Source organism: Imperialibacter sp. (genome assembly GCF_040222385.1).
Classification (GTDB): domain Bacteria; phylum Bacteroidota; class Bacteroidia; order Cytophagales; family Cyclobacteriaceae; genus Imperialibacter.
In genome coordinates this window covers 158,279-175,913 of record NZ_JAVKDF010000049.1, presented here as the reverse complement: position 1 = coordinate 175,913, position 17,635 = coordinate 158,279, and the positions used below count along the sequence as shown (strand labels likewise).

General features: G+C 47.6%; 25 protein-coding genes. 15 read left to right on the top strand and 10 right to left on the bottom strand.

Annotation, left to right across the window (positions count from 1 at the left end; translation table 11 throughout):
- Window positions 1–38: 38 nt before the first annotated feature.
- From RIG68_RS24185 to RIG68_RS24170, 4 genes are all read left to right on the top strand, one after another.
- A complete protein-coding gene (locus RIG68_RS24185) occupies window positions 39–677 on the top strand; it encodes an NUDIX hydrolase (RefSeq protein ID WP_350128495.1) in 639 nt (212 codons plus the stop codon).
- A gap of 33 nt (window positions 678–710) precedes the next feature.
- Complete coding sequence (locus RIG68_RS24180) at window positions 711–1,964, top strand: DUF819 family protein (protein WP_350128493.1); 1,254 nt, start codon at window positions 711–713, stop codon at window positions 1,962–1,964.
- Window positions 1,965–2,065: 101 nt separating this feature from the next.
- On the top strand, window positions 2,066–2,332 hold the full coding sequence (locus RIG68_RS24175) for a UPF0175 family protein (RefSeq protein WP_350128491.1): 267 nt from the start codon (window positions 2,066–2,068) through the stop codon (window positions 2,330–2,332).
- A gap of 3 nt (window positions 2,333–2,335) precedes the next feature.
- Entirely contained in the window at window positions 2,336–2,827 is a 492-nt protein-coding gene (locus tag RIG68_RS24170) for a PIN domain-containing protein (protein ID WP_350128488.1), read from the top strand.
- Window positions 2,828–2,894: 67 nt separating this feature from the next.
- Here RIG68_RS24170 and RIG68_RS24165 read toward each other — a convergent pair whose 3' ends face one another.
- Both RIG68_RS24165 and RIG68_RS24160 read right to left on the bottom strand, forming a co-directional pair.
- A complete protein-coding gene (locus RIG68_RS24165) occupies window positions 2,895–3,035 on the bottom strand; it encodes a hypothetical protein (RefSeq protein ID WP_350128486.1) in 141 nt (46 codons plus the stop codon).
- 31 nt (window positions 3,036–3,066) lie between these two features.
- Window positions 3,067–3,213, bottom strand: coding sequence for a hypothetical protein (locus RIG68_RS24160; RefSeq protein WP_350128484.1), 147 nt, complete (start codon window positions 3,211–3,213; stop codon window positions 3,067–3,069).
- 182 nt (window positions 3,214–3,395) lie between these two features.
- On the opposite strand from RIG68_RS24160, the gene RIG68_RS24155 reads away from it, so the two are divergent.
- Together RIG68_RS24155 and RIG68_RS24150 are read left to right on the top strand one after the other, a co-directional pair.
- On the top strand, window positions 3,396–4,070 hold the full coding sequence (locus RIG68_RS24155) for a hypothetical protein (RefSeq protein WP_350128482.1): 675 nt from the start codon (window positions 3,396–3,398) through the stop codon (window positions 4,068–4,070).
- A 5-nt stretch (window positions 4,071–4,075) separates the two neighbouring features.
- Window positions 4,076–4,801: a hypothetical protein gene (locus RIG68_RS24150; RefSeq protein ID WP_350128479.1), complete on the top strand. Its 726-nt coding sequence runs from the start codon at window positions 4,076–4,078 to the stop codon at window positions 4,799–4,801.
- Window positions 4,802–5,044: 243 nt separating this feature from the next.
- Here the strand turns inward: RIG68_RS24150 and RIG68_RS24145 are convergent, their stop codons facing one another.
- Complete coding sequence (locus RIG68_RS24145; RefSeq protein WP_350126763.1) at window positions 5,045–5,455, bottom strand: molybdenum cofactor biosynthesis protein MoaE; 411 nt, start codon at window positions 5,453–5,455, stop codon at window positions 5,045–5,047.
- Window positions 5,456–5,745: 290 nt separating this feature from the next.
- The gene (locus RIG68_RS24140) at window positions 5,746–5,988 is read right to left on the bottom strand and encodes a MoaD/ThiS family protein (protein ID WP_350128477.1); all 243 of its coding nucleotides are present in this window, start codon (window positions 5,986–5,988) and stop codon (window positions 5,746–5,748) included.
- A gap of 134 nt (window positions 5,989–6,122) precedes the next feature.
- Between RIG68_RS24140 and moaA the strand changes: the two genes are divergently transcribed.
- From moaA to RIG68_RS24110, 6 genes are all read left to right on the top strand, one after another.
- Window positions 6,123–7,124, top strand: coding sequence for a GTP 3',8-cyclase MoaA (moaA, locus tag RIG68_RS24135; RefSeq protein ID WP_350128475.1), 1,002 nt, complete (start codon window positions 6,123–6,125; stop codon window positions 7,122–7,124).
- Window positions 7,125–7,297: 173 nt separating this feature from the next.
- Window positions 7,298–7,999 carry a molybdate ABC transporter substrate-binding protein gene (gene modA / locus RIG68_RS24130; protein WP_350128473.1) on the top strand — a complete coding sequence of 234 codons (702 nt, stop codon included), beginning with the start codon at window positions 7,298–7,300 and terminating at the stop codon, window positions 7,997–7,999.
- A gap of 2 nt (window positions 8,000–8,001) precedes the next feature.
- Entirely contained in the window at window positions 8,002–8,670 is a 669-nt protein-coding gene (modB, locus tag RIG68_RS24125) for a molybdate ABC transporter permease subunit (protein WP_350128471.1), read from the top strand.
- Complete coding sequence (locus RIG68_RS24120; protein ID WP_350128469.1) at window positions 8,664–9,380, top strand: ABC transporter ATP-binding protein; 717 nt, start codon at window positions 8,664–8,666, stop codon at window positions 9,378–9,380. Before modB ends, RIG68_RS24120 begins: the two co-directional genes overlap by 7 nt.
- Before the next feature lie 87 nt (window positions 9,381–9,467).
- Entirely contained in the window at window positions 9,468–10,691 is a 1,224-nt protein-coding gene (locus RIG68_RS24115) for a sulfite oxidase (protein ID WP_350128467.1), read from the top strand.
- Window positions 10,688–11,182, top strand: a complete 495-nt coding sequence (locus RIG68_RS24110; RefSeq protein ID WP_350128465.1) for a cytochrome C — start codon at window positions 10,688–10,690, stop codon at window positions 11,180–11,182. The genes RIG68_RS24115 and RIG68_RS24110 overlap by 4 nt, the downstream gene beginning before the upstream one ends.
- Before the next feature lie 108 nt (window positions 11,183–11,290).
- Here RIG68_RS24110 and RIG68_RS24105 read toward each other — a convergent pair whose 3' ends face one another.
- Complete coding sequence (locus RIG68_RS24105; RefSeq protein WP_151999199.1) at window positions 11,291–11,704, bottom strand: OsmC family protein; 414 nt, start codon at window positions 11,702–11,704, stop codon at window positions 11,291–11,293.
- Window positions 11,705–11,817: 113 nt separating this feature from the next.
- Between RIG68_RS24105 and RIG68_RS24100 the strand changes: the two genes are divergently transcribed.
- Window positions 11,818–12,354 (top strand): hypothetical protein, encoded by a 537-nt coding sequence (locus RIG68_RS24100; protein ID WP_350128463.1) that lies wholly within the window; start codon window positions 11,818–11,820, stop codon window positions 12,352–12,354.
- Between the two features lie 53 nt (window positions 12,355–12,407).
- Here RIG68_RS24100 and RIG68_RS24095 read toward each other — a convergent pair whose 3' ends face one another.
- Window positions 12,408–13,268 carry a glycoside hydrolase family 16 protein gene (locus RIG68_RS24095; protein ID WP_350128460.1) on the bottom strand — a complete coding sequence of 287 codons (861 nt, stop codon included), beginning with the start codon at window positions 13,266–13,268 and terminating at the stop codon, window positions 12,408–12,410.
- Window positions 13,269–13,343: 75 nt separating this feature from the next.
- Window positions 13,344–13,718: a YciI family protein gene (locus tag RIG68_RS24090; RefSeq protein ID WP_350128458.1), complete on the bottom strand. Its 375-nt coding sequence runs from the start codon at window positions 13,716–13,718 to the stop codon at window positions 13,344–13,346.
- Window positions 13,719–13,902: 184 nt separating this feature from the next.
- On the opposite strand from RIG68_RS24090, the gene RIG68_RS24085 reads away from it, so the two are divergent.
- Window positions 13,903–14,553: an alpha/beta hydrolase gene (locus RIG68_RS24085; protein WP_350128455.1), complete on the top strand. Its 651-nt coding sequence runs from the start codon at window positions 13,903–13,905 to the stop codon at window positions 14,551–14,553.
- A gap of 33 nt (window positions 14,554–14,586) precedes the next feature.
- Here the strand turns inward: RIG68_RS24085 and RIG68_RS24080 are convergent, their stop codons facing one another.
- The 3 genes from RIG68_RS24080 to RIG68_RS24070 form a co-directional block, all read right to left on the bottom strand.
- Window positions 14,587–15,066 (bottom strand): hypothetical protein, encoded by a 480-nt coding sequence (locus RIG68_RS24080; protein ID WP_350128453.1) that lies wholly within the window; start codon window positions 15,064–15,066, stop codon window positions 14,587–14,589.
- A 252-nt stretch (window positions 15,067–15,318) separates the two neighbouring features.
- The gene (locus tag RIG68_RS24075) at window positions 15,319–16,191 is read right to left on the bottom strand and encodes an alpha/beta fold hydrolase (RefSeq protein ID WP_350128451.1); all 873 of its coding nucleotides are present in this window, start codon (window positions 16,189–16,191) and stop codon (window positions 15,319–15,321) included.
- Window positions 16,192–16,257: 66 nt separating this feature from the next.
- Window positions 16,258–16,827: a Crp/Fnr family transcriptional regulator gene (locus RIG68_RS24070; protein WP_350128449.1), complete on the bottom strand. Its 570-nt coding sequence runs from the start codon at window positions 16,825–16,827 to the stop codon at window positions 16,258–16,260.
- An 88-nt stretch (window positions 16,828–16,915) separates the two neighbouring features.
- On the opposite strand from RIG68_RS24070, the gene RIG68_RS24065 reads away from it, so the two are divergent.
- Window positions 16,916–17,626 (top strand): hypothetical protein, encoded by a 711-nt coding sequence (locus RIG68_RS24065; RefSeq protein WP_350128448.1) that lies wholly within the window; start codon window positions 16,916–16,918, stop codon window positions 17,624–17,626.
- Window positions 17,627–17,635 lie beyond the last annotated feature (9 nt).

Genomic DNA, 17,635 nt, shown 5'->3' with positions numbered 1-17,635 from the left:
CTTGTAAAGCAAAATTCTATGATCGATTATCTTTGGGTATGTGGGAGTTGAATGAAGAGTTTCAGGCAAGGTTGTCGGACAGGCTGAAGGCGCCGTTGCCAGGGGTTGACGCACAGATTCGCATGTCGCCCACGCCTATCAACCAGGAGCGATTTGCATTCAAAGAAAGGCTGGATGCGAAGGCGGGAGCAGTGCTGATCCTGTTTCATCCGGGAGTGGATGGCATTCACTTTCCCCTGATTCAGCGGCCTGAGTACCCCGGTGCGCACAGCGGTCAGGTGAGCTTTCCGGGGGGCAAGTATGAGAAAAGTGACAGAGACCTGCTACATACCGCACTGAGAGAGGCTGAGGAAGAAGTGGGAGCCAACCCGAGTGAAATTACAGTACTGGGCACCATGTCCGAACTTTATATCCCCGCCAGCAACTTCAAAGTGCTGCCTGTCATTGGGATCAGTTTTTCAACGCCCCGGTTTGTGCCAGAGGAAAAAGAAGTAGCTCAAATATTATCCGCCGACGTAGGCAACTTGATGAAGCAGGAAATTGCGGTGAAGGACATGATCGTTGGCCCTAACATAAAAATCAGGTCGCCGTTCTTTACCGTCGAAGACAGGGTAGTGTGGGGTGCTACCGCCATGATGCTGGGTGAGTTGCTTCAAATTTTGGAGGATATTAGGTAATTGGGCATATTGGGAGTTGATTAAAAGGCTCCCATGGAAGAAACTACCGCACCTCTTATCACCAACGACGCAGTTGTATTCGGTATACTCATTGTGATACTGGCGGCCGTATTTGGTACGGCCGCCAGCAAACGATCTGGCTGGCAAAAGTTCTATTCCATTGTGCCTACCGTACTCCTTTGTTACTTCATTCCATCTATACTCAATTCCATGGGCATTATATCGGGTGCTCACAGCAAGCTGTACTTTGTGGCTTCCCGTTACCTGCTGCCTGCTAGTTTAGTGTTGCTCACCGTGTCGGTGGACCTCAAAGAGATCATGAAGCTGGGGCCAAAGGCGTTGATCATGTTTTTTGCCGGTACGGTCGGTATTATGCTGGGCGGCCCACTGGCTATTCTGCTATTCTCGGTTGTTGCACCTGATGTGGTGACGGGCACACCCGGGCAGGAAGTGTGGAGAGGCATGACGGCCATAGCCGGTAGCTGGATTGGCGGTGGGGCTAACCAAACAGCTATGAGGGAAGTTTTTGGGGTGGGGGGAGAGATGTTCTCTACCATGGTGACTGTCGATATATTGATTGGCAACCTGTGGTTGGCTTTTCTGCTGTATGGCACAGGAAGAGCTGAAAAGATCGACAAGTTTCTTAAATCAGACACCTCAGCCATTGAAGAGGTGAAAAGGAAAATTGAGACCTACCGCCTCAGCATCATGCGGGTGCCGAATATGGCCGATACGCTGATGATACTGGCAGTAGGTTTTGGGGTGACCGGTGTGTCTCACTTCGGTGCCGACATCATAGCTCCATGGATAGGGGAGAACTTCCCCGGACTGGAAGAGTACAGCCTCACCTCGGGCTTTTTCTGGATAGTGGTGATTGCTACCACGCTTGGTTTGTTGCTGTCGTTTACCAAAGCCCGTGACCTGGAGGGAGCGGGTGCTTCCAGGTTGGGCAGCGTCTTCCTTTACATCCTGGTAGCCACTATTGGCATGGAAATGAACCTGCTGGCCATTTTCGAAAATCCGGGACTTTTTCTCGTAGGTTTTGTTTGGATATTGTTCCACATCACCATCATGCTGGTAGTCGCCAAGCTGATCAAAGCGCCGTTCTTCTTTGTGGCGGTGGGCAGTCAGGCTAATGTGGGCGGAGCGGCTTCAGCGCCAATTGTGGCCTCAGCGTTTAATCCTTCGCTGGCACCGGTAGGCGTGCTGCTGGCCGTGCTGGGCTATGCGGCGGGCACTTACGGGGCTTACTTGTGTGGGCTGATGATGCAGGCGGTGGCGCCTTGAGGGCAATGTGGCGATCTTGCTTAGCGTTGGTACTCAAGCAGAGATTTGGCACTTCGGCGAAATTGAAATAAAGGTAGTATTTTTGAATACAAACGACTGCAATGAAAAACATAACCATACCAGTAGATATCCCTTCCGATGTGATGGTGGCTTTGAATGAATCGGAGGAGGAATTGAAGGACCATCTTCAAATCGCAGTGGCGATGATGCTTTTTCATGAGGGCAAACTAACCATCGGAAAGGCCATACAGATGTCAGGTCTGACCCGCTATGAGTTTGAAAAATCGCTCGCCAAGAACAATCTCCCGATTTCGAACCCCGACATGGATCAGGTATTGGCAGATATTGAAACGGCGAAAAAACTATAGAAGGTGAAAGTAGTAGTGGCAGATACAGGGGCCATAATTTCCCTTGTGCACGTCGGGCAGCTTGCCATTATCGAACGTGTGTTAGGAGATTACTTTATAGCCGAAGCCGTATGGAAGGAATTGAATGCGTACGATAATCCTGGCTTTGATCGTGGCGCATTAAAAGACATTGAAACGAAGGTCGTTAAAATAAAATCAGGAAATCACCTGTCGATGATGATGGATTTCGGCGAATCGGAGTCTGTTGTTCTGTATGACGAACTTCATGCAGACTTTTTGCTGATTGACGATAGGAGAGCCCGAGCTATCGCTGAGTCTTTGGGCGTAAAGTGTTTAGGGTCTATTGGGTTGATGACAATGGCTAAGCGAACGGGTGCCATTGTTGAATTGCGACCAATTTTTCAGCAATGGATTTCGACCAGAAGATTTTTTTCAAAAAAGCTTTTGAACAAGGTGCTGTCGGAGGTGGGAGAAGAGACCTTTGGCGAAGAGTGATCGAACGACATCTAAAATCAACTTCTGTTCGTTGACGCCGCAGGTAATATTTGGGGACAAGTTCCAGCTATTTTGCCCTACTCATACCATGAGCCCAGCCATCCTTAAAGGCCTGTTTGGTTCCCTCCCAGTCGTAGATTGTCTCGATGACCAACATGGCTAGCAAGCCGAGAAGGAAAAATTTGACATCCCTTTTGGTGATTTTCATATCCGGGTTGGTTTTAAGTGGGTGTCTATTTTCACTTGGTAGCGGGCGCCTCCACTCTTGGCTGCCCCATAAAGCCCCTTTTGAACTCCTGCCAGTCGTAAACCAGCACAATCAAAAACACAAAGAGCATCCCGAAAAGAAAGACCCTGACATCCCTGGTGGTTACCTTCATAAGCATAGCGTTGATTGGTTAAATTTAAATATATTTCCAAAATTTGATAAATTCAACGGATGGTATGTGTCTCTCACTCATTTTTTATGCCGTGTGGCGTCGGGGAGTAGGCATATTTGAGCATATTGTAGAAGTAAAATGCATAATGTTGTTTATTCTAGTCTTATGAAGATTTTTAACGTGACAGCATGAGTTTCTTGAAAATACTATTTGCTAGAAGGCAGACAAAGCCGAAATCAAAACAGGAAGCACGTCAACCGACACAGGCAGAGGGAACCCTGGGCAACAGACAGTCAACCTCGGCGTCGAAGAAAGATGGAATACCGCAAATTATTTCTCTCTATCGAGAGAGTTACAAGGATCAGTCATTAAAGAACCTTAATGATATGTACTTTACTATAATTGGACAAATAGCAGCGGCAGAAAAAGAGGGTAAGATCGATGAACTCCTTATGCATTGCCAAGCAAGTTTGGCCTTGCTTGAATCCCTAATCAAGTATTGTAAAAAAGAATACGGCAGATTCGATATCAAGACAATTCCGGCACTTGACAAAGGGCTAATCTACTTTGCGATTAATGGCAATACTCGGCAACTGAAGAACATTCAGGACGTGGTCAATTATTTCGACGAACTTCATACATACGCAGACGATGTTGAAACAGCATTTGCTAGACGAGAACTCGCAGCAAAAATCTTCCGATATGTAAAAGCTAACTCTAATTGCCGCCAGACTGACTTGAAGAGGAATCTTAACTTAGAAGATGGGTGTCTCATCTCAACAACCGTGCACTACATGGAGAAGGCGGGTAAGTTGAAAAGAATTAGGGAAGGAGGTAAAATACTTTTATCTGTTCATAAATAGTTGTGATGATAAAAATCGACCCAGAAGCGCTAAAGTCAATTTCTGAGACTATTCAAAGAGGCTTGGCTCATATTCAAAAAGGTCTTGAGCCTCTAAAGGACGGCATTCTAAATTTTGCCTTGTCGTTAGAGCGAGTACCTGAATCAGTTAAAGTGTTAGCTGAAAAAGGGTGGTATTTACCATTCAATTTTCACCCACCCACAATAAATCATTATGCCAGTGAATTGAGAAATGGAAACCATGAATTCGTTGATGAGGAAATGGTCTTGTTGATTGATAGCGAAATAGCCAGGATTGAAAATGAACTCATTGAAAAGTTTCCGAAACGTAAAGCACCAATTCAGGCTGCAATAAAGGCACACAAAAATCGAGACTATTATTTATCAGTTCCTGTATTCTTTTCACAAGCTGAAGGTATTTGTCAAGAACTAACTAAGAACCGGTTTTTCTCCGTTAGAAATGGGCAACCTCTTACAAACCAATGGCTAAACAACTTTGAGAGCGACTCTATCATGCTTCTTGTACTAGAACCATTAAAGCACAACGGAGTTGCTAGAAAAATTCAAGAAAAAGGAAACCCTCTCGGAACAAATAGACACGATGTACTGCACGGCACTTCAGTTGATTATGGAGAGGATAAAACAAATAGCTACAAGGCATTGTCACTACTAAACTACATCGGAGAGACCATCTATATGGCAAGACAACAAATCAACGAAACAGAAAAATGACCACACCATATAAAGTGTATGCCCTGAACCCTTCTCAGACACATATTCGACTCTCACAACGTCACAGCCATGAATCCCAACCTAACCAATGGTTAAACCCTAAGCAGACATTTTCCGAGTTAGTGACAAACAGCGACCAACAGGTACTTTTTTTATGGCCCATTTAGATCACGGGCCTTAGTTTGGGGCTGGACATGGGCTACTTAGACGATAAGGGAGGGCAGCAACGACGACACGTACCCCTCACGGATGCGCACTTACCCATTCCTCTCCCCCTTCAAAAATCTCCTTTTTCCAGATGGGAACGGTTTGTTTCAGGGTGTCAATAATGAATTCGCAGGCTTGGAAGGAGGCCTTGCGGTGGGGAGTTGAAACGGCTATCACTACCGCTGCCTCACCGATTTCTAAATGCCCTTTGCGATGTACTACCACCGCTTTGATCACCGGCCATTTGGCTTTGGCCTGGTCCACAATCTTCTGGATTTCTTTTTCAGCCATCGGGTCGTAGGCCTCGAAGTCGAGGGACAGCACCTGTTTTTCCTGGGTTTTGTTGCGCACCGTGCCAATGAATACGTTCACTGCACCGGCGCCTTCTGCCTGGGCTGCCTCAATGACGGAATGAATATCTATTGTATGCTCTGTTATTGTGATCATAGACTTTTTGTCCTCAAGCCGGACAGGCTGTTACTTTTCCTTGCCGTTCCCGGATGGGATGAAAAGTAACCAAAAATCATCGAAAAATTAACGCACTGGCCAATAGCCCGCACCCTGCCACCATTTTTCGCCCACCCTCCAAAGAGGGCGTTGCTTCAATCCCAATGTTAGGTTTCAGCAACAGCATTAAATGTCTCTTTTAGAGAAAATGGGTGTGTGGATGAAGTAAAGTACTTGGATTTAGCCATTCTTAAATCTTCAAATCAACAAATCCCCCAATCATAAAATACTCAGCCTCCGCTTACCGGTGGCACGAGTACTATCGTATCAGCCGGGCTAAGTACTGCTTCCTTTTCTGCATACTCTTCATTCAGCGCTACCGCAAGCGAAGTCAGCTTTTGGAACGCCGGGTACTCTTTGTTGAGCAGGGCCAGCAAATCCGCTACCGTAGCTCCATCATTCATGCTCAGCATGGTGTTCCTGTCGCCAAGTATATCCTTCGCTATGCCAAATGCCTGAATCGTTAACTCCATACAGTAAAGTAAATCAATTTGTGATCTCTTCTCAACAGAACAACCAATTATGGGGAATAATCCCCTCTTTCCACCAAACAATTTCTAAATCAGCTTAAACTTTACCAACTTGAATTCGTGTTGTAACACTAACTATGCAAGGAAAGCAGTTTTTTGATAATCACGGAAGGCCCATAGAATATGTGCGGCTGGCTGTTACCGACAGGTGTAACCTGCGCTGCTTCTATTGCATGCCAGAGGAAGGCATCAGGTACCTTCCCAAGAAGGAGCTGCTTACTTATGAGGAAATGCTCCGGCTAGTAGAAATAATGGCCGGGTTTGGGGTGAAGAAGGTGAGGCTTACCGGTGGAGAACCTTTTGTACGGAAAGACTTGATGTACTTTATCAAAAAGCTTAACGAAATTCCAGGCATTGAAGGCATTCATATCACTACCAACGGCGTTCTGACACTGCCTCACATAGAAGAGTTCAAAGCTGCAGGTATCAAGTCGGTTAATTTGAGCCTGGATACATTGGATCGTGAGCGCTTTCACTCCATTACCCGCCGGGACGAGCTGCCAGCTGTGATGGATACTTTTCATGCGCTGCTTGGTCAGGGAATTGAAACTAAGATCAATGCGGTGGTGATGGACGGACAGAATACGGACGACATTGTGCCGCTGGCCATGCTGGCAAAGGCCCACAAAGTGGACGTGAGATTTATAGAGGAAATGCCGTTCAATGGCGAGGGTTCGCATTATCCCGTCCTGGTGTGGACACATGCGAAGATTCATCAAGAGCTGGTCAGGGCTTTCCCATCGCTTAGCCGAAGAGTAGACGAAGCCGCTTCAACATCGGCAACATATAGCATAGATGGGTTCAAAGGGTCGGTGGGGATCATTGCAGCCTTTACGAGGAGCTTTTGCGGCACCTGCAACCGGATCAGGATGACCGCCCAGGGCACGCTGAAGACCTGCCTGTACGACGACGGTGTGCTTGATTTGAGAGCTTTGCTAAGAAGTGGTGCCAATGATGCAGAAATCAGTGCCGCTTTGCTGAAGGCATTTGGGCAAAGAGCAAAAGACGGTTTTGAAGCTGAGGCCAGAAGAGCAAAAGGACATACCGTGTCGGAAAGCATGTCGACAATAGGCGGGTAGGCTGCTTTTTTTGGTGTCTATCCTGCTACCCCCGAGGGGGTTGGCGAAACTAATTGGAAATAGAGTTTGGTAGTAGGTTTTTGCAGGAAGAATTGAGTTGGGAGATGGTAAATAGATATATAGCTACAAGAATTCATATCACAATTTTTTTGATGCTACTGTGCTGCTCAGTGATGGCGCAGTCAATAAAAGTCGCTGTGGCCTCCAACCTTCTGCTCCCGATGCAGGCCATTGAAAAGAAATTTGAAGGCAGATACCCCTACGAGGTGGAACTCATTCCCGGGGCTTCCGGTACCCTCACCTCGCAGATTATTAATGGCGCTCCGTATGAGATTTTTGTATCCGCTGACGATAAGTACATTGACGAGGTAATCAACAAAGACAAGGCACATGGAGGCCCCCAAACCATTTGCTTCGGAACCGTGTATCTGTGGGTGAAAAGCGGTATTGCCGGAGACGACCCGGAGAATATCCTCAAGCAGGAAAAGGTGAAATCCATTGGTCTGGCACACCCCGACCTGGCCCCATACGGCAAGCTGTCCAGAGATTGGCTGGAAGTGAAGCAGCTGGGGGTATTGGTGCACGATAAGATCGTGTATGGCACCAGTATTGGTCAGGTAAACCAGTACATTGCCGCCGGTTCTGTCGATGCGGCCTTTACCTCTAACTCTCTTAAATTCAGTCAGAAGAAAGGCGAGGGCAAGTTTATTAAAATTGAGGAGATTTGGATGGATCCCATACCACAAACGATGCTCATTTTAAAGACTGATGGCCCCGGGCTTTTTGTTGCTATGCTTTTCAAGGACTTCCTGCTGGGCAAAGAATCCCGCCGTGTATTTCAAGATTTTGGTTACGAACTCCCTGTGGCAGAATAACCATGGAGCAGTTCATGGCCCCCTTGTGGTTGAGCCTGAAATTGGCCGTGTTTACCACGCTAATCCTTGCGTTGGTCGGGGTCGTTTCCGGCTACGTGCTCCACATGTTTTCTTTCAGGGGAAAAAGCCTTATCAGGGCCATTGTTGCCCTTCCTTTGGTGTTGCCCCCAACAGTTTTGGGCTACTATCTGTTGGTGGCCATGCAGCCCGATAGCTTTGCTGGCGGCGTTTTTGAAAAGCTGTTTGGCGTTCGGATGGTATTTTCTTTCTACGGCATTTTGCTTGGTAGCATTGTTTTTAGTCTTCCCTTCATGGTAAGCCCCATTTTATCGGGGTTAGATGCACTGCCAAAGTCGTTAAGGGAGGCGTCGTTTACCCTCGGGAAAACAAGGCTTCAGACCTTTTTTAAGGTGCTTATCCCCAATATCAAATCGTCGTTGTTCGCAGCGTTCATCATGACCTTTGCCCATACGATAGGGGAGTTCGGCGTGGTGCTGATGATCGGCGGCAACATACCTGGCCAAACAAGAGTGGCATCCATTGCTATCTTTCACGAAATGGAGGCCATGAACTACGACGTCGCCAACCAGTACGCCATGGTGCTGCTGGTTTTTTCACTTGTTATCATTTTCCTTGTTCAGTGGCTTCAAAAGCGGATAGCACTATGGTAGAAGCAGCTTATTCACTGGATTGCACAAAGAAATACGCCGACAGAGGCAGGTCTTTTGCCCTCGAAGCAGAATTGACATTAAGCAAAGGCTCTTTCACAGCACTGATGGGCCCGAGTGGTGCTGGCAAAACTACCCTGCTGCGGCTGCTGGCCGGTTTAGAAAAGCCTGATAATGGAGTCATAAGAGCGTCGGAGGCAGTCTGGTCATCGCCTTCGGCTTTTGTCGCTCCCCATCGCAGGCATATAGGCTATGTTTTTCAGGACTATGCGCTATTCCCTCACCTGAATGTGAAAGCGAACATCCAATACGGATTCCGAGAAGAAGTGGATAATGCATGGTTGGAGCAACTGCTCACGGTGTTCAAAATACAAGACCTTGTCAACGACCGGCCCGCTTCACTCTCCGGCGGACAACAGCAGCGGGTGGCATTGGCCAGGGCGTTGGCAGCGAAGCCTGCGCTGATATTGCTTGACGAGCCCATGGCGGCACTCGACTTCAGCCTTCGAAACGAAATAAGGGGTGAGCTCAAACAAATGCTTGGCCTGCTCAACACTACCGCAGTAATGGCTACGCACGACCTGCTGGAGGCGACTATTTTGGCCGATCATGTGGTATGGCTGGAAGATGGAAAAGTACTGAGGGAGGGGACGCCCAGAGAGGTGCTGAAAGCTGAGCTGCTCAGGTTAAAAGAACAAACCAGGGATATCTGATACTTTATCCGCCAATCGACACCGGTTTCATTTTATTTCTGATTTCGTAAGGTTAACTTTCTGGTGTTATCTTAGAAAAATCAGACTATGAACACCCGCCGCAGTTTCCTCAAAAAATCATTTCTAGGCAGTCAGGCATTGGTTTGGGGCGTGCCGGTAGTCTACGGCAGCGTGGTGCCGGAAAAGTACCCGTTTGTCGGCAAATGGCTGGCTGATCCGGAGATGCTTCCGGGTAAAAACGCTGGTTTGAAGGTGCTTGGCGAAAGGCCCTGGAATATTGAAACGCCACCACACCTGCTCGACGACAAGGTGACACCTGCCGATAAAATGTTTGTCCGCAACAATGGCCTGATGCCTGAGACTATCGACGTGGCTAACTGGTCGCTGACGATTAACGGAGAGTCTGCTAAAACGACCAAGTCCTACTCTATCACAGAGCTCAAAAACAAATTCAAAGCTTATACCTACCAACTCACCATTGAGTGCGGCGGCAACGGCCGGGCTGAGTTCAATCCGCCTGCAAAAGGCAATCAGTGGGAGGTTGGCGCTGTTTCCTGTGCGAAATGGACCGGCGTCAGATTGAAAGACATTTTGATGGATGTAGGGATAAAGGACGATGCGGTGTATATCGGCTACTATGGCAAGGATGTGCACCTGAGCAAAGATCCCGAGAAAGTAGTGATATCGAGAGGGGTGCCCATTGCCAAGGCCCTTGAGAACGAAACCCTTGTCGCCTGGGCGATGAATGGAGAGGATATTCCGTTGGCCAACGGGCATCCTTTAAGACTTGTGATGGGTGGCTGGCCCGGTTCGGTTTCGGGCAAGTGGCTTAGCACTATTGCCGTGAGAAACGTGGTGCATGATGGCGAGAAGATGGGGGGCGATAGCTATCGTGTTCCTTGCGAAGCAGTAGCCCCCGGCGAGGTGGTACCCGATGAAAACATGTGCATCATAGAAGGCATGCCTGTGAAGTCGATCATTAGCTATCCGAAGACAGGGGCTCTGATAAAAGTCGGCCAAACGCTGCCCGTGCGGGGTCACGCCTGGGCAGGTGACAAGAGCGTGAAGGAAGTGCACGTATCTGCTGATTTTGGAGCTACCTGGCAAAAAGCAGACCTTGAAGGCCCGGCGAACAGACTGGCCTGGCAGCATTTTAGCGCTGAGTTAAAGCTACCTGCAACGGGCTATTACGAAATATGGGCCAAGGCAACAGATAGTGGCGGAAAGAGCCAGCCCATGGTGGTGCCCGGGTGGAACCCCAAGGGCTACCTGAACAATGCATGCCATAGAATAGCCGTGAAGGTAAGATGATGGAGAAGAAAAACGATTTGCTGGAAGTGTTGCAAAAAGCAACAGGGGTCTTGATTGGGGTTTTGAGTCTGTCCTTGGTTTTGGCTATAGGTGCTGCTTACCTTTTCTTTTTCTACAAGCCATCTCCGAAGCCAGTACTTGCTAAACAGGAAACAGCAACGCCTGTAGCCAAAGCTGAGGCCGTTGCTCTAAAGGCCGAAAACGGCACCATAGATGAAGAGACAGGCTTTATCATCGACACGGGCTGGGAGCTGGCCAAAACCAACTGTACCAATTGCCACGCTGCCACTCTGGTGACCCAAAACAGGGCGACAAGAGAGGGTTGGGAGGGCATGATACGCTGGATGCAGCGGACACAGAAACTGTGGGACCTGGGCGAGAATGAAGCTGCCATTCTTGACTACCTGGCTAAAAACTATGCGCCTGAGAACAAAGGCAGAAGACCCAACCTGACTGATGTGGAATGGTATGAGTTGGAAGGGACTAAATAGCAGACTACAAAAGTTGCGGAGCGGACGTTGCTATGCGACGTCAGAGGTGGTCGGAATGTGTACACGTCCTTCTTCCCGCAGCTAAACTTTTGTAGTCTGGCCTATCAACTATGCATTCAGTGTGTGTTCAACGGAAATAGCTGCAGTCAGTGACTTAGAGATGGGGCAGTTTTTCTCCGCATCTTTTACGCATTCCGCAAATTTTGAGTCGCTTATTCCTTTTACTTTTGCTTTGAGAGTCAGGTGGGATTTGGTTATGGCTCCATCTTCTAGTGTTACCTGGCATTTAACATCCAACGTGTCTGGCACAAAACCTGCCTCAGTCAAACTGAAACTCAGCTTCATAGCGAAGCAACCCGAATGAGCCGCAGCTATCAGTTCTTCTGGATTGGTGCCTACTCCCTCTTCAAACCTCGACGAAAAGGAGTACTGCGTTTTGTTGAGTACGGTACTTTGGGTAGTCAGGTGTCCCTTGCCTTCTTTTCCACTTCCCTGCCATACGGCAGTTGCTGATCTTTTCATAGAATTGAATTTTGATTGAAAGATGATATTTGTGAGCTAAAACAGCTATTTTATACTGACAACCAAGTTAGTATTTATTAGATTGAGTAATAAACAAGCAACGCATTAAGTTAATGAAAAAGCACTTTTTATTATTTGGGGGTGGTTTGATGTTGATATTTTCAGTTCTTTCCGGCGCATGCGACAAAGAGCAGGAAACGGTCTACAGTGTTCCCGACGAGTTGCAGTCTTTTGTTGACACGCTAGTGTCGGAAGCGGCCCAGCGGGGCGTTAAGCTTGACCTGTCGAACAACCTGATCATCGAGTATGGCCTTAACACAGAGGGCATTCTATGTGGCTCCTGCGTATTCGTTGGCAAACAGTTGAAGATAGAGATTAACCAGGAAAACAAATGCTGGAGCGACAGAATTACCCAGGAAGCTTTGATGTTGCATATGCTGGGCCACTGCGCTTTGCGAAGGATTGACCATGATGATGCGCTACTGCCTAATGGGGATGCAAAAAGCCTGATGAATGGGGAAGTGATTGACCAGTATGCCTGTATTTTTGACCTGAGTGGTGAGAATAATTGCAACAATCTTTACAAGAGAGATTATTATTTGGATGAGTTGTTCAACCCGGATACGCCAGCGCCAGATTGGGGGAAATAGCCTGAATTGAAATACAGGGAGCAATGAGGCAGCCGCTAGTTACTCATCACCGCTTATTCGAACTGATAAACCCGCACATAATCCACCTCCATCGTCGAAGGGAAAATAGTGTCATCCACACCTTGCAGGCCTCCCCAGTTGCCACCAACGGCAATGTTCAGCAAAAAGAAAAACGGCTTGTCAAACGGCCAGTTGTCCTGGGTGGGTACGGTAGGTTTGTTAAATGTCAGCTTCACATTATCGATGTCGTCGAGATAGAATTTGACGTACTGTTCCGTCCAAAGAATGCCATAATTATGAAATTCTTCTTCTATGGTTTCCAGCTTCATAGGGCCTGTTGTTATCTGAGTTCCCTGCACATGGTTGTTGGCTTTGCTATGGATACTGAAATGAACCTCGTTGGGTGCATAACTTACGTATTCCATGATGTCGATTTCACCGCAGTCGGGCCAACCGACTTGACTGATATTGTCGCCCAGCATCCAGATCGCAGGCCAAACGCCTTTGCCTTTCCATTCTGGTATTCTTGCCCTCACCTCCATACGACCGTAGGTGAACGTCTCCTTGCTCAACATTCGTGAAGACGTATAGTCCCCCACTCTTTGACCAGCCCCTTCTTTCTTGGCGGTGATCTTCAGCAACCCATCTGAGACGGTAGAGTTTGGGCCGCTGGTGTAGTTTTGCCATTCATTGTTGCCCCAGCCATTGGCACCGGTTTCGAACTTCCATTTCTCTTTATCTACCTCTTCACCGTCAAATTCGTCAGACCAGGCCAGGGTGGCGTCGTCCCAGTCGACTTCGGCTACCGGTTCGCCGGGCTCAGGTACCTCTGGTTTTTGCTGCTCATCTTTTCCTTGTTCCTTGCAGGACAGCAGTAAGCAGAGCGAAAAAAATATTGATAGAAAAGTCTTCATCGGTTTTTCAGGTTTGGCTGGAAAGAATGTTGTTCACCTTACATAAAGTTAGGCAACTTTGCGGCAAAAATGACATCAAATACAGCCTTTGTAAAACACCGTGGCCGGTTGCACCTCCAGCTTGTAGGTTTTCTCGTCCACCGACACATCGGGTGCGAACAATTTTTTTGCTTCCTCAAGGCTTTTGGCCTTGAACAGAATGATACTTTTGTCGCCGATCTTGATGCCGGCGGTAATCACCCCCGACTGTTTCAATCGAAACAAGAAAGCAGAATGATCCATAAAGTAGGGCTGCTCCGCCGGAGATTTGTCAGCCTCCCATTTTTCACCGTTGGAATAAACGGCCGCAAACTCCAAAAGCGGCTCCGGGTCTGAGCTGTTTTGTGCTAACAGACTTTGCGACAGCGCCAGGAATAGAATGGCAACGAGGAAGCTTGATGTTTTTATCATAAAGAGGGTTTTATAGACTGCGTTTTTTTCCGAATAGTTTTCAGTGGATCATTTTGTCAAATGTAGGAAATTTACCATTTCATTCGTGCGTTGCTACTCACGTAAAGCTGGTCAAGTATAATTTGTCCGGTGCTTTTACAGCACGCACTTTCACTTTACCTTCACGTCTCAAAAAAATCAGGTTTTGCAGCGACACGTCTCCTTTTCTTTTTCAGCTCCTTATTACACACTCAATAATGTAACACCTGCCACCAAATATATATGGGTCGTATGCCACGGTTATGCGCAATTGGCAGAGTTCTTCGTTCAAAAGTTCGATTTTTTGGATTCTAGTAAACATTTTGTTATTGCGCCGCAAGGACTTAGTCGCCTGTACCTCGATCAGACCTATGGCAGGGTGGGGGCCAGCTGGATGACAAAGGAGGACAGGGAAACCGAATTAACTAATCAAAGAGCCTACTTCGATGCGGTTTTTGATCCTATTTTTGAAGACATCGACTTTGATCACTACAAATTGATTTTGTTCGGCTTTTCTCAGGGCGTATCAGCAGTCACCAGGTTGGCAGCTCACAAAAAATGGCCATTTCACAAGATGGTGCTGTGGGCGGGAGGTTTTCCAAAAGAACTGACTCCAGCAGATTTTGCATTTGTGTCGCCAAAGGCTGAGGTGATTGGCTGCATTGGCCGACAAGATATTTACTATAGCGAACAGCTACTGGCTCAGGAAAAGGTAAGGCTCAGGGAGCTATTTGGGAAGAATACCAGAAGCCTGGTGTTTGAGGGGAAACATGAAGTGAACAGAGAGGAATTGATGCGGCTGGCATCAAAATTTTAAAGGGTGGGTGCCGGGGACACCCACCCTTAATTTTTATTGAAAGGCAAATCGCAACGACAGAGCGAATTCATCGCCCCAGAAGCCGCTATAACCTACAAGATTAAAACCGGGTTTCCAGTCCAAACTAAGGTTGACTGGCGAGCCGGGGATGGTATATTCCATGCCCAGAATAAGGTCAACACCAATTACACTGTGATTGTCATTATCGTCAAACCAGGGGTTCTTGTTGCCATCCCAAAAGCCGACGTGTCCACCTGCGCCATAGTACCAGCGAAGACCTGGCTCGTCAAAAGCAATGTCGTGTACTTCGTATAAACCTGTGATGTTAACACCGCCCCAGCGGGATGAAACGAGGCCTTCCAGAGCGCCTTTTTGACTAAGGAAATGCTTTACCGTGAGACCGGCCGATAATCCAGCCCTGAGACCTACGGCTGTTTTGTAATCTGTGTTCTGTGCGTTGGCTGCTGATGCGAATAATAAGCTGGCTGTAACTAATAAAAGCAGTTTTCTCATAAAATGTTTTGTTGTTTAAATGTATTGTAACGAAGAAATATTCAATTAGTTATTCGATTAATTATATTTTACGTATCCATTTAGCTTTTGATGCTTCATTTGCCCAAATGTCAGAGAAGCAGCAATCTGAGTGCAAAAATGAAAACAGTTGCGCACAAAATCACTATTGCGTGGCTAATTATCTTCGCTGCTTGCTGACGGTGCTACCTGCTGAAGTTAGGTTCCGGTAAAAGTGTTGCCAGCCAGCGAAAATTAGTTCTGTTGCATTAGGCTGTCAATGGCATCGCTAACCTCCTTTGAGGCTTCCTCCTGAACGAAATGGCCGACATCAAAAGTTCGGATAGTTGCCCCGGGTAGTGCTTCTTTCCATCTCTCCAGAAACGCCGGTTTAATAAATTGATCTTTTGTGCCCCAAAGGATCAAAACGGATTTACTCTCCAATTTATGCAGCTGCTCGAACTGCTCTTCGTACCAATCGGAAGACCCCAGAAGGGATTGTGCCAGCCGTAAAAGCCCCCAACGGGACGCCTTGTTGGGAAACGGTCTGGTATAGTGAAGGTGTATAGCCTTTGATAGTTTCGATTTGTCGTAGAAAGCTTTTTTCATCAGAACGGACGGGGAAAAATTTGTGTACAGATAAATGAACTTGCCCAACCTGCTATTCACGGCCTTGTCTACCTTTTGCACGTCGGGGTTGTGGGCGTTATTCCAGAGCCAGGTGTTGAGTATCACCAGCTTCTTCACTTTTTGGGGATGTGCCAGGGCGAATGAAAGGCCAATCGGCCCGCCAAAGTCATGCACGACAAGGGTGATGTTGGCTAGGTCGAGTTTCTCTGCAAACAAGGAAAGGTTAGCTGAATGGGCTTGAGGAGTGCCGTCAAATTTTCCTGGCTTGTCCGACAGCCCGAAGCCAATATGATCTACGGCGATGCACCTGTACTTTGTACGCAGTGTTTTTATTTGCTCCCTGTAAAGGAATGACCATGCAGGCGTGCCGTGCACAAACAGAAGGATTTCGCCCTGACCTTCATCCACGTAATGCATTCTGCCCGAGGGCAGGTCGATGTAACGGTGCGAAAAAGGGTAAAGGCTTTCGTTGAGCCAAAGAGGGGTTTGCTGATTCATTGCTGTTTTATTTTTTAGCAAAGGAATCGAGCAATAGGCAGGCGGCTCTTGGTCTATACCAAGATTTCAGATTTTCACCCGTGCCAGTAGCTTACTGAAGTTGGTGGCATTAATGCCGAGGTAGGAGGCCAGGTCTTTGTGGGGGATGAGGTTGAGCAATTTTGGACTTCGTTTGACGAAAGCCGTAAACCTTTCTTCAATGTCAAAGGCCAGCAGCTCATGGTGGCGCTGGATCAGCCCTGCCAGCACGGCTTCCGTTGCTTTCTGCATCATCCGCTCTAGGTGGCGGTCTTCGCTTAACAGTGACTGTAGTTGATCGTGCGAAAGCCGGAGTAGTTTGCTGGGTGTGATGGTATCCAGAAAATATTTTGAGGGAGTTTGTGTAAGAAACGATTCAGGGATACCCGAAAAAGAAGGGGCATAGGTGAATGCGATGACGTGCTCATTTCCATCCTTGATATAGTACGACTTCTGGATGCCCTCCTGGACAAAATAAAGGTACTTTTCTACGTGACCTTCCCAGGTAATTACCTCTTTTCTTTTGAACTCCACCGGCTTCAGGCAATCCTCAAGCTTTTGCATGCTCGCCGAAGGGAGGTCATAGATGGATTTGAGGAATTTCTGCACCTCACTCATATTCAAAGCAGATTAGTCTTAAGAAAGAGGCTTTATGTCCTAACTTCGTTTTCGAAAAAGGATTGATGGGTGTTAAAAGCTTGCGTAAATGAAGGTAACGGTAATTAGAAGCGTTTACAAATCACTGCAAATAATTGTTTTGACCGGGGCATTCAGCAGGCTGGCAGGAGCCGATTTGTGTGCGCAGGGCATTTCTTTCTCTTACCTGGTACCAAAAAATGGTTACGTGTCAGCTCCGGTTAGCCCGTTTTCCGTTAGGGGGCTGGGCTACTATTTTGGCCCTGTGGGAATTGAGACGGGGGGCTCCATCTATTCCATGTCAGGCCTGACGATGGACAAGCTCCCTTTTGAGGCCGACAAGCCGCTGACTGGGCCGCACTTTTCCATGCTGGTGCCTGTGGAGCTGGCTTTCAAGATAGATACCAAAATTGTGACCTGGCGGATCAGAGGAGGAGCTGTTGGCATCTGGCATATCAACCCCAGGCTGAATGAGGGCAACCTGGATAGAGCTTTGAGAGATTATGAAGGCTGGGATGTTGCCAATACTGACGCCACAATTAAAACTAAAATTGGCTTGGGCTGGATAGCTGGAACCTCTTTTGAATGGCACATAGCCAAAGAATTTTCGGTATCAACCGAGGTCAGCTATTTGTCTGTGGCATCGGCTGCGACGCTCACTGGCGACTATATTGGCGGTGTGCAGGGAGGGAGCCTGGAAACCAAAGCCATCAATTTTCCTGATGCGAGAGTGAATCTTGAGGGATTTGAAATTTCCCTTGGGGTTACTTTGAGAAGGTAGCTCAAGCCG

Excerpts from the sequence above, each read along its gene's own strand:
- RIG68_RS24160 (WP_350128484.1), bottom strand. The coding sequence starts at position 3,213 with ATGCTTATGAAGGTAACCACCAGGGATGTCAGGGTCTTTCTTTTCGGG.
- RIG68_RS24090 (WP_350128458.1), bottom strand. The coding sequence starts at position 13,718 with ATGATAAAAACATCAAGCTTCCTCGTTGCCATTCTATTCCTGGCGCTG.
- RIG68_RS24070 (WP_350128449.1), bottom strand. The coding sequence starts at position 16,827 with ATGAGTGAGGTGCAGAAATTCCTCAAATCCATCTATGACCTCCCTTCG.
- RIG68_RS24075 (WP_350128451.1), bottom strand. The coding sequence starts at position 16,191 with ATGAATCAGCAAACCCCTCTTTGGCTCAACGAAAGCCTTTACCCTTTT.
- RIG68_RS24115 (WP_350128467.1), top strand. The coding sequence starts at position 9,468 with ATGAACACCCGCCGCAGTTTCCTCAAAAAATCATTTCTAGGCAGTCAG.
- RIG68_RS24095 (WP_350128460.1), bottom strand. The coding sequence starts at position 13,268 with ATGAAGACTTTTCTATCAATATTTTTTTCGCTCTGCTTACTGCTGTCC.
- RIG68_RS24145 (WP_350126763.1), bottom strand. The coding sequence starts at position 5,455 with ATGATCACAATAACAGAGCATACAATAGATATTCATTCCGTCATTGAG.
- RIG68_RS24175 (WP_350128491.1), top strand. The coding sequence starts at position 2,066 with ATGAAAAACATAACCATACCAGTAGATATCCCTTCCGATGTGATGGTG.
- RIG68_RS24165 (WP_350128486.1), bottom strand. The coding sequence starts at position 3,035 with ATGAAAATCACCAAAAGGGATGTCAAATTTTTCCTTCTCGGCTTGCTA.
- moaA (WP_350128475.1), top strand. The coding sequence starts at position 6,123 with ATGCAAGGAAAGCAGTTTTTTGATAATCACGGAAGGCCCATAGAATAT.
- RIG68_RS24180 (WP_350128493.1), top strand. The coding sequence starts at position 711 with ATGGAAGAAACTACCGCACCTCTTATCACCAACGACGCAGTTGTATTC.
- RIG68_RS24110 (WP_350128465.1), top strand. The coding sequence starts at position 10,688 with ATGATGGAGAAGAAAAACGATTTGCTGGAAGTGTTGCAAAAAGCAACA.
- modB (WP_350128471.1), top strand. The coding sequence starts at position 8,002 with ATGGAGCAGTTCATGGCCCCCTTGTGGTTGAGCCTGAAATTGGCCGTG.
- RIG68_RS24185 (WP_350128495.1), top strand. The coding sequence starts at position 39 with ATGTGGGAGTTGAATGAAGAGTTTCAGGCAAGGTTGTCGGACAGGCTG.
- RIG68_RS24100 (WP_350128463.1), top strand. The coding sequence starts at position 11,818 with ATGAAAAAGCACTTTTTATTATTTGGGGGTGGTTTGATGTTGATATTT.
- RIG68_RS24120 (WP_350128469.1), top strand. The coding sequence starts at position 8,664 with ATGGTAGAAGCAGCTTATTCACTGGATTGCACAAAGAAATACGCCGAC.
- RIG68_RS24065 (WP_350128448.1), top strand. The coding sequence starts at position 16,916 with ATGAAGGTAACGGTAATTAGAAGCGTTTACAAATCACTGCAAATAATT.
- modA (WP_350128473.1), top strand. The coding sequence starts at position 7,298 with ATGGCGCAGTCAATAAAAGTCGCTGTGGCCTCCAACCTTCTGCTCCCG.
- RIG68_RS24080 (WP_350128453.1), bottom strand. The coding sequence starts at position 15,066 with ATGAGAAAACTGCTTTTATTAGTTACAGCCAGCTTATTATTCGCATCA.
- RIG68_RS24150 (WP_350128479.1), top strand. The coding sequence starts at position 4,076 with ATGATAAAAATCGACCCAGAAGCGCTAAAGTCAATTTCTGAGACTATT.
- RIG68_RS24140 (WP_350128477.1), bottom strand. The coding sequence starts at position 5,988 with ATGGAGTTAACGATTCAGGCATTTGGCATAGCGAAGGATATACTTGGC.
- RIG68_RS24155 (WP_350128482.1), top strand. The coding sequence starts at position 3,396 with ATGAGTTTCTTGAAAATACTATTTGCTAGAAGGCAGACAAAGCCGAAA.
- RIG68_RS24105 (WP_151999199.1), bottom strand. The coding sequence starts at position 11,704 with ATGAAAAGATCAGCAACTGCCGTATGGCAGGGAAGTGGAAAAGAAGGC.